Origin of the sequence: Oceanicola sp. 502str15, assembly GCF_024105635.1 — a bacterium.
In the GTDB taxonomy this organism is placed as follows: domain Bacteria; phylum Pseudomonadota; class Alphaproteobacteria; order Rhodobacterales; family Rhodobacteraceae; genus Vannielia.
This window is the reverse complement of sequence record NZ_WYDQ01000001.1, coordinates 481,226-497,000: the sequence shown is the minus strand read 5'-3', so window position 1 is coordinate 497,000 and position 15,775 is coordinate 481,226. Positions and strand designations below refer to the sequence as shown.

At 66.5% G+C, this 15,775-nt stretch carries 15 protein-coding genes; 7 read left to right on the top strand and 8 right to left on the bottom strand.

The window, feature by feature from the left end; all coding sequences use genetic code 11:
• Positions 1 to 75 precede the first annotated feature (75 nt).
• The 3 genes from GTH22_RS02340 (at position 76) to GTH22_RS02330 (ending at position 3,314) form a co-directional block, all read left to right on the top strand.
• The gene (locus tag GTH22_RS02340) at positions 76 to 834 is read left to right on the top strand and encodes an SDR family NAD(P)-dependent oxidoreductase (protein WP_252942939.1); all 759 of its coding nucleotides are present in this window, start codon (positions 76 to 78) and stop codon (positions 832 to 834) included.
• A gap of 123 nt (positions 835 to 957) precedes the next feature.
• Positions 958 to 2,571 carry a long-chain fatty acid--CoA ligase gene (locus GTH22_RS02335; RefSeq protein ID WP_252942938.1) on the top strand — a complete coding sequence of 538 codons (1,614 nt, stop codon included), beginning with the start codon at positions 958 to 960 and terminating at the stop codon, positions 2,569 to 2,571.
• A gap of 110 nt (positions 2,572 to 2,681) precedes the next feature.
• Entirely contained in the window at positions 2,682 to 3,314 is a 633-nt protein-coding gene (locus tag GTH22_RS02330; protein WP_252942937.1) for a L,D-transpeptidase family protein, read from the top strand.
• 49 nt (positions 3,315 to 3,363) lie between these two features.
• Here the strand turns inward: GTH22_RS02330 and GTH22_RS02325 are convergent, their stop codons facing one another.
• The 8 genes from GTH22_RS02325 to GTH22_RS02290 form a co-directional block, all read right to left on the bottom strand.
• On the bottom strand, positions 3,364 to 4,050 hold the full coding sequence (locus GTH22_RS02325; RefSeq protein WP_252942936.1) for a TetR/AcrR family transcriptional regulator: 687 nt from the start codon (positions 4,048 to 4,050) through the stop codon (positions 3,364 to 3,366).
• A 42-nt stretch (positions 4,051 to 4,092) separates the two neighbouring features.
• Positions 4,093 to 5,400 (bottom strand): TRAP transporter large permease, encoded by a 1,308-nt coding sequence (locus tag GTH22_RS02320; protein WP_252942935.1) that lies wholly within the window; start codon positions 5,398 to 5,400, stop codon positions 4,093 to 4,095.
• A gap of 34 nt (positions 5,401 to 5,434) precedes the next feature.
• A complete protein-coding gene (locus tag GTH22_RS02315; protein ID WP_252942934.1) occupies positions 5,435 to 5,929 on the bottom strand; it encodes a TRAP transporter small permease subunit in 495 nt (164 codons plus the stop codon).
• Between the two features lie 58 nt (positions 5,930 to 5,987).
• Positions 5,988 to 7,112: a C4-dicarboxylate TRAP transporter substrate-binding protein gene (locus tag GTH22_RS02310; RefSeq protein ID WP_252942933.1), complete on the bottom strand. Its 1,125-nt coding sequence runs from the start codon at positions 7,110 to 7,112 to the stop codon at positions 5,988 to 5,990.
• 75 nt (positions 7,113 to 7,187) lie between these two features.
• Entirely contained in the window at positions 7,188 to 7,910 is a 723-nt protein-coding gene (locus GTH22_RS02305) for a haloacid dehalogenase type II (RefSeq protein ID WP_252942932.1), read from the bottom strand.
• A complete protein-coding gene (locus tag GTH22_RS02300; protein ID WP_252942931.1) occupies positions 7,910 to 9,145 on the bottom strand; it encodes an amidohydrolase family protein in 1,236 nt (411 codons plus the stop codon). The genes GTH22_RS02305 and GTH22_RS02300 overlap by 1 nt, the downstream gene beginning before the upstream one ends.
• A 73-nt stretch (positions 9,146 to 9,218) precedes the next feature.
• On the bottom strand, positions 9,219 to 9,863 hold the full coding sequence (locus tag GTH22_RS02295) for an isochorismatase family protein (RefSeq protein ID WP_252942930.1): 645 nt from the start codon (positions 9,861 to 9,863) through the stop codon (positions 9,219 to 9,221).
• Between the two features lie 176 nt (positions 9,864 to 10,039).
• Positions 10,040 to 11,413 (bottom strand): PLP-dependent aminotransferase family protein, encoded by a 1,374-nt coding sequence (locus tag GTH22_RS02290; RefSeq protein ID WP_252942929.1) that lies wholly within the window; start codon positions 11,411 to 11,413, stop codon positions 10,040 to 10,042.
• 248 nt (positions 11,414 to 11,661) lie between these two features.
• On the opposite strand from GTH22_RS02290, the gene GTH22_RS02285 reads away from it, so the two are divergent.
• From GTH22_RS02285 to GTH22_RS02270, 4 genes are read left to right on the top strand one after another with little or no spacing between them, the layout of a single operon-like run.
• The gene (locus tag GTH22_RS02285; RefSeq protein WP_252942928.1) at positions 11,662 to 11,982 is read left to right on the top strand and encodes an NIPSNAP family protein; all 321 of its coding nucleotides are present in this window, start codon (positions 11,662 to 11,664) and stop codon (positions 11,980 to 11,982) included.
• A gap of 29 nt (positions 11,983 to 12,011) precedes the next feature.
• Entirely contained in the window at positions 12,012 to 12,884 is an 873-nt protein-coding gene (locus GTH22_RS02280) for an FAD binding domain-containing protein (RefSeq protein WP_252942927.1), read from the top strand.
• Entirely contained in the window at positions 12,881 to 13,393 is a 513-nt protein-coding gene (locus GTH22_RS02275; protein ID WP_252942926.1) for a (2Fe-2S)-binding protein, read from the top strand. The genes GTH22_RS02280 and GTH22_RS02275 overlap by 4 nt, the downstream gene beginning before the upstream one ends.
• Entirely contained in the window at positions 13,390 to 15,774 is a 2,385-nt protein-coding gene (locus GTH22_RS02270; protein ID WP_252942925.1) for a xanthine dehydrogenase family protein molybdopterin-binding subunit, read from the top strand. Before GTH22_RS02275 ends, GTH22_RS02270 begins: the two co-directional genes overlap by 4 nt.
• Position 15,775 lies beyond the last annotated feature (1 nt).

The window sequence follows — 15,775 nt, the reverse complement described above, 5'->3', positions numbered from 1 at the left end:
AATGCAGAATACAATTCCGCACCTGCTTGACAAGCCCGCCCTGCCCCCTGTCTGCTCGCGCATGAGGAGGACGCTATGGGCGATCTGTTTGATCTTACGGGAAAGGTGGCGCTTGTCACCGGTTCGACGCGGGGCATTGGCCGGGCGATTGCCGAGGCGATGGTGGCGCGGGGGGCGCAGGTGGTGATCTCGTCGCGCAAACCCGAGGCCTGCGCGGCGGTGGCGGCGGAGATCGGCCCGGCGGCGGTGCCGATTGCCTGCAACGTTTCGGATGACGGGGCGATTGCGCAGCTGCTGGAGCAGGCGGAGGCGCGGCTGGGAGCGGTGGATATCCTCGTCTGCAACGCGGCGGTGAACCCCTATATGGGGCCGTTCCTCGATACGCCGGACGAGGCCTTCGACAAGACCATCGCGGTGAACATCCGGGCCAACATGCGGCTCTGCAAGGGGGTGATTCCGGGGATGCAGGCGAAGGGCGGCGGGGCGATCGTGATTGTCAGCTCGATTGCGGCCTTCAAGGGCTCGGAGCATCTGGGGATTTATGCGGTGACGAAGGCCGCCGATACGCAGATCGTGCGGAACCTCGCGGTGGCCTATGGGAGCGACAACATCCGGGTCAACGGGATTGCCCCGGCGGTGGTGAAGACCGATTTCGCCCGCGCGCTCTATGAAGACCCGGAGAAGGCGCGGCGCACGGCGGAGAGCTATGCGCTGAAGCGGCTCGGGGAGCCGGAGGATATTGCCGGGGTGGCGGTGATGCTGGCCGCGCCGGCGGGGGCCTGGATGAGCGGACAGACCTTGATCGTGGATGGCGGCTGGTCAGCGATGGGGTGAACGGTGCGTTGCGCAAGGCGGCTAGCGGGGGGCCCACCTTGGCAGGTGTTGCAGGGGTGGCCACGGCGCGCCTAGGCTGAGGACAAACGCGGCGGGGAGGCCGTGAAACAGGGAGGAGAGGTCATGGAAGGCCTGATGATGCACCGTCCGCTGCGGATTGCGGATATTCTGACCCATGCGGCGCAGGTCTACCCCGGGGAGGGCCTCGTTTCGGCCCGCACCGAGGGCGACATTCACCGCCAGAGCTATGCGCAGACCGCCGCGCGGGTGGCGCAGCTTGCCCATGGGCTCATCGCGGCGGGGGTGAAGCCCGGCGACCGGGTGGCGACGCTGGCGTGGAACGGCTACCGGCATTTCGAGCTTTACTACGCGATCAGCGGGATCGGGGCGGTGTGCCACACGATCAACCCGCGCCTTTCGGCGGAGCAGATGGCCTATATCGTGGGTCATGCCGAGGACAGCCTGCTGTTTTTCGACACCACCTTTTTGCCGATCATCGAGGGGCTGAGCGGGCAGTTTCCGCCCGCGCTGCGCTATGTGGCGATGGTGGATGAAGACAGGCAGCCAGAGAGCAAGGTGGAGCTGCTGAATTACGAGGCAATGCTGGCGGGGCAGCCGGAGTGCTACGACTGGCCGGAGTTCGACGAGACCACCGCCGCTGCGCTCTGCTACACCTCGGGCACCACCGGCAACCCCAAGGGCACGCTCTATTCGCACCGCTCGACGGTGCTGCACGCGCTCTGCACCGCGATCAGCCTGCCCAAGGTGCTGCGCGAAGGCAGCCGGATCCTGCCGGTGGTGCCGCTGTTTCATGTGAACGCCTGGGGCCTGCCCTATTCCGCCCCGCTCACCGGGGCGTCGCTGGTGATGCCGGGGCCGGGGCTGGACGGGCCTTCGCTGTTTGCGCTGATGGACGCGGAGAAGGTCTTTTCGGCCTGGGGCGTGCCGACGGTCTGGCTCGGGTTGCAGAAGGAGATTGCGGCGCAGGGGCGGCTGACGGAGGGGTTCGGGCACCTCGTGGTGGGCGGCTCGGCGGCGCCGCGGGCGATGATCGAGGCCTTCGAGAGCCGGGGCGTCGATGTGTGCCACGCCTGGGGCATGACCGAGATGAGCCCGATCGGCACGGTGGGCAACCTGCCCCCGTCGATGGCGGATGCGCCGCTCGCCGACAGGCTCGACGTGAAGCAGAAGCAGGGGCGGCGGGCCTTTGGCGTGGAGATGAAGATCATCGGGGAGGATGGCAGCGCCCAGCCGCAGGACGGCAAGGCGGAGGGCGAGCTTTTCGTGCGGGGCAACACCATTGCGGCGGGGTATTACAACAACCCTGAGGCCAGTGCCGAGGCGATTGACGGCGAGGGCTGGTTCGGCACCGGCGACATTGCCCGGATCACGCCGGATGGGACGCTCTCGATCACCGACCGGACGAAAGACCTCATCAAGTCGGGCGGCGAGTGGATCAGCTCGATCGACATGGAGAATGTGGTGATGGGCCACCCGGATGTGGCCAATTGCGCCGCGATTGCCGTGCCGAGCGAGAAATGGGGCGAACGGCCGATGCTGGTGGTGGTGCCCAAGGGCGAGGCGCCGGAGGCGGAGGCGCTGCGCGAGATGCTGGCGCCGCATTTTGCCAAGTGGCAGCTTCCCGATGACATCCTCTTCGTCGAAGACCTGCCGCTGACCGCGACGGGCAAGGTTTCGAAACTGACGCTGAGGCGGCAATACGCGCCCGCGGGGTGAGCCGATTTGCAGCACAAGCAGTTACGACAGCGTGAGAAAGCGCACAAAGGGCTTGGGTTTCTGCGGTGTTTTGGGCATGTTCGCCCAAAATTGCCCAAGGTTCGAGTGATATGAAGAGAAGAGACTTTCTGGCAGGCAGCGCTGCGCTGGGTGCCGGCTTTGTGGCCGGGGCCCCTGCCCTTGCCTTTGACGAAACCCTGAAGCCCTACGGGCTGCCGATCAACCTGCTGCCGCATTATGTCAATGTTTCCGAAGAGTTGCCGGCTCAGGAAATTCACGTGAGCCCGAGCCGCTTTGCGCTGTTCCTCACCCTCGGCAGCGGACGTGCCATTCGCTACACCTGCGGCATCGGCCGCCCCGGCCTGTATGAGCCCGGCACCTTCTTTGTCGGCGCGCGCAAGCAGTGGCCGGCATGGACCCCGACGCCCGACATGATCGAGCGTTCGCCCGAGCAGTACAAGAAATTCGAGGACGGGATGCCCGGTGGTCCGGCCAACCCGCTGGGCGCGCGGGCGCTCTACCTGTTCAAGCCGCAGATCGGCGATACCTTCCTGCGCATCCATGGCACCAACGATCCGCGCACCATCGGCAAGCGGGTTTCCAACGGCTGCGCGCGGCTGGTGAACAACCAGATCGTGCACCTCTACCGGCGCACCCCGATGAACGCGAAGGTGGTGCTTTACCCGGCGGCGGAGAACGGCGGCGTGGATCTGTCGGCGGAGCCGCAGGTGACGCAGGGCTGAGCCCGCAGTACCGGGAAGACCAAACCGGAAATACGACGGGTGGGGGCGTTCAGGCGCCCTGCCCTGCCACCCCGGCGGCACCCGAGCCGTCGAGGCGCGCCACCCCCTCCGGCCCGTCGGCCAGAAGCTGGGGCAGGATGACCTTCCAGGTTTCGATCATCGAGCGGAAATAGGCGGGATCGTCCTTGAGCACGGTCTGCACCCCCATGCCGCGCACGAGGCAGACGGTCATGTTGAGCGCCACCAGACGGGCCTGCGGCTGGCCCTCGGCCTGACGCTCGAACTCGATCCAGATGCTGTCGAGCGCGGCGTGAAAATCCTTGACCACCGGCATCATCCCGGCCCGCAGGTCGGCGTCGGTGCGGGCCTCGTTGATGAACTCCAGCGAGAGGTAGAAGACCCGGCCCGAGAACATCTCCCAGAGAAATTCGATGAAGTCGCCAAGGCTGACCTCGGTGAGCGCGACCTTGGCGGCGACCTCGCGGATCTCTGCGGTGGCCTCCTCCAGCAGCAGCTCCATGGCGGCGATGATGATGGCGGAGCGGGTGGGAAAGTGGTGCAGCAGCGCCCCGCGCGACACCCCGGCGGCCTCGGAAAAATCGGTGGTGGAGGCGGAGTTGTAGCCCTTTTCGAGGATCACATCGAGCGCGGCCCGCACCAGCTTGTCGCGGGTGGCGATGCTGCGGGCCTGCGCGGGCCGTTCGCCGCGTTGCCGGGTTTTCCGGGCTGCCGTCATGCCGCGTCCTCCTCCTCCTCGTGCCGAGGCGTTACAATGCAATCAATACGCGAGCGACGGCAACCAGAGCGTCAGGATCGGGAAGGCGATGAGGATCACCAGCGTCAGCATGTCCATCGCGAGGAACCATGTGATGCCGCGGAAGATCTCGGGCAGGGTCACGCGGTTGTTGAGCGCGCCGTTGATCATGTAGACGTTCAGCCCGATCGGCGGGGTGATGAGGCCGATTTCCAGCAGCTTGATGACGATGATGCCGAACCAGACCGGGTTGATGCCCGCCTCGTTCACCAGCGGCACGAGGATCGGCAGGGTCAGCAGCAGCAGGCCGATGCTGTCGATCAGCATGCCGAGCACGAGGAAGATCACGGTGACGGCGAAGAGGATCCACCAGGTTTCGGTGCTGACCGAGAGGATCGCGTCGGAGAAGGCGCGCGGAAAGCCGGAGAGCGCGAGGAAGCGGGTGAAGAACAGCGAGCCGATCAGGATGATGAAGATCGACGCGGTGGAGACCACGGCCTGCGACACCGCCTCGAACATCGCGGCGCGGGTGAGCTTGCGGCGCAGGGCAGCGATGACGAGGGCGGCGCAGGCGCCGAGCGCCCCGGCCTCGGTGGGCGAGAAGATGCCCGAGAAGATGCCGCCAAGCACCACGAGGATGAGCGTGGGCAGCGGCCAGACATCGCGGAAGGCTTCGCGCCGCTCCTCGGGGGTGGGGTTGAACTCGACATTGCCTGCGAGGCTCGGCTTCAGCTTCACCCGGATCACGATCATGGCCATGTAGATCAGCGCCGAGAGCAGGCCGGGGATGAAGCCGGCCATGAAGAGCTGGCCGACGGAGACCTGCGCATAGACCCCGTAGAGGATGAGCAGCACCGAGGGCGGGATCAGCGAGCCGAGCGTGCCGGAGGCGGCAATGGTGCCGGTGGCGAGGCCCCTGTCATAGCCGTTGTCGAGCATTTCGGGCACCGCCATGCGCGACATGGCCGAGGCGGTCGCGACCGAAGAGCCGGAGGCGGCAGCGAAGAAGGCGCAGGCCCCCACCGAGGTGATCGCCAGCCCGCCCGGCAGGCGGGCGAGGTAAAGGCGCAGGGCGAGGAAGAGGCCGCGGGTCATGTCGGTGGAGGAGCAGATGAAGCCCATAAGCAGGAACATCGGCGCCGCCGAGAGCTCCCACTGGCCGACGTAGTCGAAGGGGGTGGCCGAGATCATGCCCCAGGCCACGTTCATGTTGAACATCACGCCGATGCCGAGGATCGACACCAGGCCGAGGGCAATGCCGATGGGCACGCGGATGGCGATGAGGACGAGGGCGGCGACGACGCCGGCGATGCCGATTTCGAGGTTGCTCATTGGAAGGCCTCCGAGGGCGCGGTCGGGGATTGCATCAAAGCGCCTGCCGCCGGGTGAGCGCACGCAGGAGATTGGAGAGGACGGCCAGCAACGCCCCGGCAAAGCCGATGGGCAGCGCCCAGCGGGCGGGCCAGATCAGGAAGCGGAAGTTGCTCATGGCCTCCTCCGCGTTGCGGGTGGCGCGGAGGGCGTCGGAGAGCGACTGCCAGAACAGCATGCCGAAGAAGATCAGGCCGAGCGCGCAGGCAAAGACGTAGAGGCCGAGCTGCACGGGCTTGGGCATCATCTGGGCGAAGAGATCGACGCGGATGTTCTCGCTCTTCAGCTCGACATAGCCGAAGGCCAGGAAGACCAGCGCGACCATGTAGTAGAAGGAGACCCATTCCAGCGTGCCGACGATCTGGCCGTTGACGAAGTAGCGCACGCCCACGTCGAGGGTGATATGGGCCATCATCAGCAGCATGACGAGGCAGGCCGCCGTGACCGTGCCGATGTTGAGCCAGCGGATGACGCTGTGGAGGAGTTGCATCGAGCTTCCCGGGTTGGCGGGCGGGCCTGCGCCGAAGCACGGGCCCGCCCGGTTTGGTTCAGTTCACGCCGTAGGTGGCGGGGTCGATCTTGGAGAAGATTTCCTGCATCGCCAGGGCGGTCAATGCATCTTCGTCGGTGGGATCGACGTCGGCCAGCAGGTCGGTCCATTTCTGCATGGTGGCCTGGAAGTCGCCGATCAGCGCCTCGGGGTCGGCCACGCCGAAATCGGTGCCGGCCTTCTCGACGGCGGCGGCGGTGGTGCGGTCGCGGAACTCGGCGACGTGATCGGCCAGGTCCTGCTCGGGCTCGTAGACGTTGCCGCCGGCGGCCTTGGAAGCCTCGAGGCCGGCATCGACCTTGGAGCCGTAGGCGATGACGATGCGGGCCATGGAGCGGGCCGAGGCTTCCATCAGCACCGAGCGCTGCTCAGGCGTGAGGCTGGCCCAGAAGCCCGGGTTGTAGCCCCACTGCGGGCCGGAATAATACATGCCGGTGGAGAGCAGCGTGGTGTGCTCGGCCACTTCGAGCAGCGAGCGGTCCACAAGGTCGCTGGCGGCGTTGGTGGCGCAATCGAGGGTGCCGCGCTCGAGGCCGGTGTACATTTCGGAGGACGGCACGTTGACGGGGATGCCGCCGGCGTCCTCGACCCAGACCGACACGGCGGAGCCGGCGGTGCGGATGCGCTTGCCCTTCATCTCTTCGAGGTTGCGCACCGGGCTGGAGCACATCAGCACGTAGGCCGGGGTGGCGTAGGCGCCGAGGTAGACCACGTTCTTGTCGGCCCATTCCTGAAGCTGGACTTCGTTGTTCATCGAGAAGTCGGTGACGGCGAAGATCGCGGCGAGCGGGTCGGAATAGGCAAAGCCCAGCTCCTGCACGGCGTTGGCGACCGGCATGTCGGAGGGGGTGTAGATGGCGGCGTGGTGTGCCACCTGAACGACGTTGTCCTGAATGCCCTGAAGCGAGGCGCGGGGCGCCAGCAGCACGGTGCCGGTGAAGACCTCGGGGACGAGATCGCCATCGGAAAGCTCTTCCACCAGTTCGGCCCAGCGGATGTAGCCCTCGCCCGACATCGGCACGGCGCCGTCATAGAAGCTGTTGGCGATGAAGTTGGTTTCCGCGGTGGCGGCGCCGGTCATCAGCATGCCGGCAAGGGCGGTGTAGGAGAGAAGTTTCTTCATGTGGAGTTTCCCAGTTGGTTGAGTGGTGGGGGTGGCCGCCCGGAGTTCTGCGCAGGGGTCGGCCGGGGGTTAAGCTCAGATCTTGCCGCTTTCGTGGGCCTCGGCCATCTCCTTCATGGAGTTGAAGCGGAAGGTGTTTTCGGCCAGGTCGCCCGGGTCCATGGTGGCGCCGAAGCCCTGTTTGGCGTGGCGGCGGTAGATCCAGGCGTTGTCGAGCCCGTTGGCACGGCCGGGCACGTGGTCATGGAACATGCTTTCGGCAGTGTGCAGAAGCTCGGACTTTTTCAGACCCATGCGCGCGACCCCTGCGAGCAGGTAGTCGAAATTGCGCTGGTTGGGCTTGTAGCTGCCCACGTCTTCGGCGGTGAACACGCCGTCCCAGTCGATCTTGAGCCGCTTGGCGGAGCCCGCGAAGCTGCGGTTGTCGACATTGGAGAGCACGATCATGCGGTAGTGCTGCTTGAGGTAGGCGAGTGCCTCGGCGCTGTCTTCGAAGGCGGGCCAGTCGGGCACCGAGGCGCCGTAGCGGGCGCAGGCCTCCCAGTCGGCGGCAAGGCCCAGCTCCTCGGCGCAGCGGCGGTAGACCGTGGCGAGGATGTCGCTATAGGCCCGGCCCGGGGTTTGCGCCTGGGCAAAGCTCTCGTTGCGGGCGTGCATCTCGAGCACCGCATCGTCGGAGATTTCGGTTTCGAGTTGGTCGGTCAGCGGCTTGAGGCCGGTGAGCATGCCGCTCTCCCAGTCGATCAGCGTGCCGTAGACGTCGAAGCTGAGGGCGGTGTAATCGCGCAGGGCAGCCATCAGAGCGACGCGGCCTGCTTGACCGCCTCCCCGCCTTTGAGAATGAGCGGCATGTGTGCCCCCTGGTTCATGAGAAGATCGAGATTGTCGAGCGGGTTGCCCTCGACGGCGATGATGTCGGCATGGGCGCCGGGGGTGATCGCCCCGATCTCGCCTTCCATCCGCAGCACGCGGGCGGCATCGACGGTGGCCGAGCGGATCACCGCATCGGCGGGCAGGTAGCGCCCGCGCAGGCCGAACTCGCCGGACTGCTCGGTCTGCATGCCGCCCAGAAGGTCGGAGCCGTAGCCCATGAGCACGCCGGCCTCGTGGAACTTTTCGAGCCGCTCCAGCCCGGCCTCGCGCACATCGGAGATCTTGGCGACCGACTCGGCCGGCAGGCCGAACTCCGCGCCCGAACGGTGCAGCACGTCGTAGGTGATGTTGGTGGGCACCACCGGAATGCCCTCGCGGGCGATCCGGGTGATGGTGGCATCGCCGATCAGATTGCCGTGCTCGATGCACTCGAAGCCGCAGTCGAGCGCGCGCACGATGGCCTCGTCGGAGTAGAGGTGGCCGGTGGCATAGGTGCCGAAGCCCTTGGCGATCTCGACCATGGCCTTCAGCTCGTCGACCGAGAACACCTGGTAGCCGACCGGGTCGGAGGGCGAGGAGACGCCGCCGTCGGCCATGACCTTCACGAATTGCGCGCCGTTCTTGATCTCTTCACGCGCGGCGCGCTGGACCTCGGGGATGCCGTCGCAGACCCGGCCCATGGCGCCGAGGCTGGAGGGATACCACGACACGTCGCGGTTGCTGTAGGGGCCGCGGTAATCGGTGTGGCCGCCGGTTTGCGACAGGGCCTTGCCGCAGATCACGAGGCGCGGGCCGAGGAAGGCCCCCTCTTCGACCGCCTGCTGCAACCCGCGATCGGCGCCGCCGAGGTCGCGCACGGTGGTGAAGCCGCGCATCACCATGTCGCGCATCAGTAGGCTGGAGCGCGCGGCGATGAGGGAGGAGGGCAGCGAGGCGTTGAGGCCGAGGTTGGCGGTGGTGGCGATGACATGCACGTGGCAGTCGATCAGACCAGGCATCACGGTGAGCCCCTCGAGGTCGAGCACCTCGTCAGTGTCGGCGATGGCGCCGGGCGCGACCTCGCGGATCTTTCCGTCTTCGATGACGATGCCCATGGGCTCGGTGGGTTCGAGGCGGGTGCCATCGACGATCCGCGCGTTCTTCAGCAGTCTTACTGTCATTCTTTCCTCATTGTGTCGGACCGCGGACCTGCCGCGCCCTCTTCATTATGTCTGTGGCGGGCCCCTGCCCTGCTCAGGCGGCGGCCTGCGCCGCGTTCCAGCGGTCGAGATAGGCGAGCACGTAATCGAGATCGACCACGTCGACGTAGCGGCGGCCGAGGTCGCGCAGGTTGTCGCGGTGGGGCTGCTCCTCGATGTCGCCAACGCAATCCTCGGGCACCAGCGTGCGGTAGCGGTGGCTGAAGGAATCGATGGAGCTGGCGCGGATGCAGCCGCTGGTGTTGCAGCCGGTGACGATGACGGTATCGACCCGCTCCTTTGCGAAGTAGTCGGCCACATCGGTGTTGAAGAAGATCGACGGCCCCTTCTTGCAGACCACGAGATCATAGTCGGGGTCGTAGATGCGCGGGTCGAGCGCGGCGCTGGGGTGGTCGTGGCGGAAGGTCTCGCGGACGGCGGTGATCTTCCAGTAGGGCATTTCGCGTTCGTTCATGTAGGCGGTGTTGCAGCTGGCCACCGGCACGTTCATGGCGCGGGCCACTTTCAGCAGCTTCTCGGTGTTTTCCAGCGCCCGCATCACCAGCGGCGCCCCGCCCAGCGGGTACTGCGACTCGGTGAAGCCCTTCTGGAAATCGACCACGACGATGCCGGGCTTTGCGCCAGTTCCGACCGGAATTTCGCCGTAGCTGCGCTGCTTGTAGTCGTCTTCGCTGGTCATCTGGCCATCCCCTCTGTCAGTCAGGGGGTCAGAATGCGCCACTTAAAAAAACAGTCAAGACTGTTTGTATTGTTTTCCCGGCGGGCGCGGTGCGGCGCACAAATATTAGGCACCTCACCCGGGGGATGGGTGCGGGTTTTGTCGCTTGCAGCTTGGCGCGTGGCCCGAGGGTGGGCTCAGATCAGCGCCATCTCTTCGGTGTCGGAGAGGATTTCGCTCAGGGTGATGAGGGCGCGCACCAGCGAGTCGGTGGATCGGGCGGCGCCGAGGCACAGCCTCAGCCCGTCGCGGCCGCCGGAGGTGGCGCTGAGGGGGTTGGGCGGCACGAGGGTGACGTCGGACAGGGCGGCCTGCGCCGAAAGGCCGGAGGAGGTGCGGCCTGCGGGCATGTTCAGCCAGACGTGGAAGGCGGGAACCGAGACCTTTTGCAGGTGATGGCCGAGGATGTCCTGCGCCAGCCCGGTGCGCTCTGCCGCCGCCGCGCGCTTGCGCACGATCTGGCGGTCGAGCTCGCCCGAGCGGATCATGCGGGTGACGGCCTCGGCCATGATGGCATTGGCCATCCAGCCGGTGGAGCGGATGGCGTTGATGATGCGGTCGCGGAACTGGACGGGCGCGGTCATCGCGCCGATCCGCAGGCCGGGGGCGAGGCATTTGGCAAAGCTGACCACGTAGAAACTGCGCTCGGGCAGGAGCGAGGAGAGCGTGGGCGGAGGTGTTTCGCAGAGGAAGCCGTAGGTGTCGTCCTCGACGATCCAGGCGTCATGCCTGCGCACGATCTCGGCCACCTCGCGGCGGCGCTCGGCGCTCATGATCGCGCCGGTGGCGGCCTGAAGAGTGGGCGTGCAGTAAAGCACGGAGGCGCCGGTCTGGGAGAAGGCGGCCTCGAGCGCGGCGGGAATGAGCCCCTCCTCATCCATCGCGACGCCGGCGAGATTGTAGCCCTCCATGATCGCCAGCGAGGTCATGCCGGAGTAGGTCATGTTCTCGACCAGCACCGGCGATCCGGGCCGCGCGAGCAGGCGCATGGCGACGGAAATCGCGTGCTGGGCGCCCTGAGTGATGTAGACGCCGGTGGCGGCGGTGGGCGAGTGCACCTCGGAGAGCCAGTCGGCCACGATTGTGCGGTGGGCTTCGAGGCCCTGATGGGGGAGGTATCCCATGAGCCGCGAGAAGTTCGGGTCGGCGGCGATCTCGGAGAGGGTGGCGGCCAGCGCCTCGGATTCGCCGGTGTCGGGCGGCGCGTTCAGCGCCAGATTGACCCGCTGCGACTCGTTGGTGGCATTCTCGGACACGCCGATATCGGGGGTGGAGGGCGACACGAAGGTGCCACGCCCGACCTGCCCCGAGATCAGCCCGCCGCGCTCGGCGGCGGCATAGGCCTTGGAGACCGTGCCGACGCTCAGCCCCAGCTTTGCAGCCATTTCGCGATGAGTCGGGAGCCGCTGGCCGGAGGCGACGGCCCCGGTGGCAATGTCGTTGCGCAATGCCGCAACGATCTGCAGATAACGGGGGCCTTCGCCAAACGGCAGGGTCGGGTACCAATCCATAACAGTCCTCTTGTGTTGGCCAAGAAATAGGACAATCCGCCGATTGTCGCAACACCTTTCCAAATAAAACGCATTTTCAAGTGGTTCCGCAGGGGTTTTTGCAATGCGGCGAGGAATATTACTGCATTGCAGCACCCCAATAGGGCAAATTATCCCACCTTTTGTGTATCTTTCGATTGACCGCGCCGAATTGTCCCCCTACCCTCCGCAACGAACACGATGACAATTCCTGGGGAGGAGCCAGCCGCGTGCTGTATGAACTTCGTATCTACGAACATGTTGAAGGGTGCGCCGATCAGGTGCGCGAGCGCTTCGAAAAGGAAGTGGCGACACGCTTTCCGGACCACGGAATCGAGCTGCTGGGGGCCTTCACCGACGAAGCCACCGGGATGCTGAACTACCTCACCCGCTTTCCCGATGCCGAGGCACGGGAAAAGGCGTGGGGCTCGTTCGGCAGCGATGCCGGGTGGCTGGCGGCCAAGGCGGCCTCGGAGACCGACGGCCCCCTGATCGCGAAGCAGCACAAGTCGGTGCTGCTGCCCGTGATGCCCGACCTTCCGCTCACCTGAGTGCCGTTTAGCAAGGACTGTTGACCGCCGTGAAAGCTGCTCCGTTCTCATACTATCGCCCGTCCACACTGGCCGAAGCCTGCGAGGCCATGGCCAGTGACATGGAGGCGCGCGTGATCGCCGGAGGCCAGACGCTGGTGCCGATGCTGGCGATGCGCCTGTCGCGGCCCTCGCAGCTGGTCGACATTGCCCGGCTGTCCGAGCTGCGCGGTATCGACGACAGCGGCGCGCATGTCGCTATCGGCTCGGCCGTGCGGCAGGCGGAGGCGCTGACCAACCCGCTCATCGCGCAGCAGGTGCCCCTGCTGGCGGCCGCCCTGCCCCATGTCGGCCACCCGCCGACCCGGGCGCGCGGCACGATCGGAGGCTCGATCGCCCATGGCGACCCCTCCGCCGAGATCGCGCTGGCTGCGACAATCCTCGAGGCGCAGATCGAATTCAGGACCGAGGACGAGATGGAGACCTTCTCGCCCGAGGAGTTCTTCATCGGCCCGACCGTGACAATGGCGCCGATGGGCGGGCTGCTCACCCGGGTGCTCTTTCCCAAGCGCCCCGAGGGCGCGCTGGGGGTCGGCTTTCGCGAGATCGCGTCGCGGCGCAGCGACTATGCCTTTGCCTCGGCGGGCGCACAGATCGTGCTGGCGGAAGACGGCACCTGCACCGAGGCCCGGCTGGGCATCGGCAGTGTCGGCGATGTGCCGGTGGCGGTGGACGTTGCCGGCCTCGCGGGCAGCCGCCTGACGGGCAAGGACATTGCCGGTGCCGTCGAGGCCGCGCTGGCCGATCTGGACTGCGTGGACGACCTGCACGCCACATCAACCTACCGCCGCCGCGCCGCCGCCCGCCTTGCAGAGCAGGCGATGGTGCAGGCCCGCGACCAAGCCATTGGAGCCGCCGCATGACCCGCCCGATGAAAACCGACCTGAAGGTGAACGGCGAGCTGCGCAGTGTCACTGTCGAGCCGCGCATGACGCTGCTCGACACCCTGCGCGACGAGTTGAACCTGAAGGGCACCCACGCGGGCTGCGAGCATGGCGTCTGCGGGGCCTGCACCGTGCTGGTGGACGGCGATGCCGTGCGCTCGTGCCTGATGTTCGCCGTGCAATGCGAGGGCATGGAGATTTCGACCATCGAAAGCTCCGCCCCGACCGAGGGCGAGATGGACATCATCCAGGACAGCTTCTGCGAGACCCACGGGTTGCAGTGCGGCTACTGCACGCCCGGCATGGTGCTGGCGGCCAAGTCGCTGCTGGCCCGCGAGGCCGACCCGACCGACGAGGACATCCGCGAGGCGATCTCGGGCAATATCTGCCGCTGCACCGGCTACGGCCAGATCATCGAGGCGATCCGGCTGGCCGCCAAGCGCCTGCGCGAAAGCAACATTGCAGCCGTGCCGGAGGCGAGCCGATGAACACCCCCGCAAACCGCTTCATCTCGTCCAGCCGCCGCGTGCGCGAGGACAGGCGCTTCGTGGTCGGCAACGGCAGGTTCGTGCAGGATATCGAGCGCCCCGGAATGCTCCATGTGGCGCTGGTTGCCGCGCAGCACCCCTCTGCGAAGATCCTGAAGATCGACGCTTCCGAGGCGCTTGCGATGCCCGGCGTCGTCGACGTGGTCGACGGGGCCGAGCTGGCGGGCGCGACCAACCAGCTCATGAACGGGCTCGACACGCCGAATGTGCGCCGCTACCCGCTCGCCGTGGGGCAGAACCGCTATGCGGGCGAGTGGATTGCCGCCGTTGTCGCCGAGAGCCGGGCCGTGGCCGAGGACGCCGCCGAGAAGGTGCGCGTGGAGGTGGAGCCCCTGCCCTACGTGATCGACGCCGAGGAGGCGCTGAAGGAGACGTCGGCCCCGGTCCACCCCGATCACGGCTCCAACCTGCTGCTTGACCGCACCTTCGACTGGGGCCCGGTGGACGACGATTTTGCCGCCAGCGACGAGACCCTCAAGCTGCGCGTCACATGGGGCCGCAATTCGACCGTGCCGATCGAGACCTTCGGGGTGATTGCCGAGTGGAACGCCTGGGAGAATGTGCTCGACGTCTGGGCCTCGATCCAGATGCCCAAATACGCCGACCAGATCGCCCGCGCGATGAACCTGCGCGGCAATGATGTGCGGGTGCATTACGATGTGGACGTGGGCGGCTCTTACGGCGTGAAGCGCGGCATCAAGCACACGGTGCTGGCCGGCTACCTCGCCCGCAAGCTCTCGCGCCCGGTGCGGCTGATCGAGGACCGTCTGGAGAACATGCGGGCCGGGGATGCGCATGGGCCGGAGCGGATTTTCGACATCGAGGTGGCCTTCAACAAGGATGGCCGGGTGAACGCGATGAAGATGCGCGCGCTCGACAATGCCGGGGGCTACGCGGGGCGGGCGCCGTTCCAGCTTGGCAAGCCGATCAGCGCCATCGTGGGGCCCTATCAGATCAAGTCGGTGCAATACCGGGCAATGTCGGTCACCACCAACAAGACGGTGCAGGAGGCGGTGCGCGGCTTCGGCCAGTCGCCGACCAACTACGCCATCGAGACGATGATGGACCGGGTCGCGGCGCATCTGGGCATGGATCGCATCGAATTTCGCCGCAAGAACCTGATCCGCGCCGACCAGTTCCCTTACGAGATCCCGTCGGGCAGCAAATACGACTCCGGCGACTATCACGCGGTGATCGACAAGGTGATGGCCCATGTCGGCTATGACGCCCTTGTTGCCGAGCGCGACAAGCTGCGCGCCGAGGGGCTTTGTGCGGGCATCGGCATTGCCGCCTGCCTCGAGCCGTCGGGGGGCAACTCCTCCTTCGAGCCGCTGCTGAACCCGAAGAACCGCACTTCCACCTGGATGGAGGGCAGCCGGGTGAACGTGGATGCGCTGGGCGATGTGACGGTGTCGATCCACACCACCTCCTCGGGGCAGGGCCATGAGACGCTGGCCGCCACCGTGGTGGGCGAGGTGCTGGAGATGGACCCCGACAGCATTCGTGTGGTGCGCCCGGACTCGCTTGGCTCGCTGCCCGGCAACTCGCCGGTCGGCTCGCGCATGGCGATCATGCTCGGCGGGGCGGCGGCCAATGCGGCGCGGCAGATCAAGACGCAAGCCATTGCAATCGCGGCGAAACTGCTCGATGCGCCGGCGGACACGCTGAGCTATGCGCAGGGCACGGTGCACGCGCCCGACGGGCGGACGATTGGCTGGGACGAGATCGTGGATGTTGCCCATCGGCGGTTTCACGATCTGCCCGAGGGCACCAACCCGGGCCTCACCGCTTCCTTCATCCAGCAAGTGCCCACCGGCACGGCGCTGCCGAAGGACGACAAGGTGCAGATGTATCCCTGCTACTCCTTCGAGTTCCACCTCGTGCTCATGGTCTTCGACCCGGTGCTCGCGAAGCCCGAGCTGCGCCGTTACGTGATGGGGCATGACTGCGGCGTGGTCATCAACCCGCATATCGTGAAGGGCATGACGCTCGGGGGCATTGCCCACGGGATCGGCGCGGCCCTGCTCGAAGAGTTCGCCTATGACGGCGAGGGCCAGCTGATGACCCAGAGCTTCCTCGACTACCTCATGCCCTCGTCCCACGAGGTGCCCGAGGTGGAGATCGTGCACCATTGCACCCCCTCGCCGCTCACCGAGTTTGGCCAGAAGGGCTCGGGCGAGTCCGGCTACCTCGGCGCTCCGGCGGCGATTTCGGGCGCGATCCACGATGCCCTCAGCCCATGGGGCCTTCACCTGAACAAATTGCCCATCCGCATGAGCGCGATCAGTGACGCGATCGCCGCCGCAGAAAAGAAAGACTGAC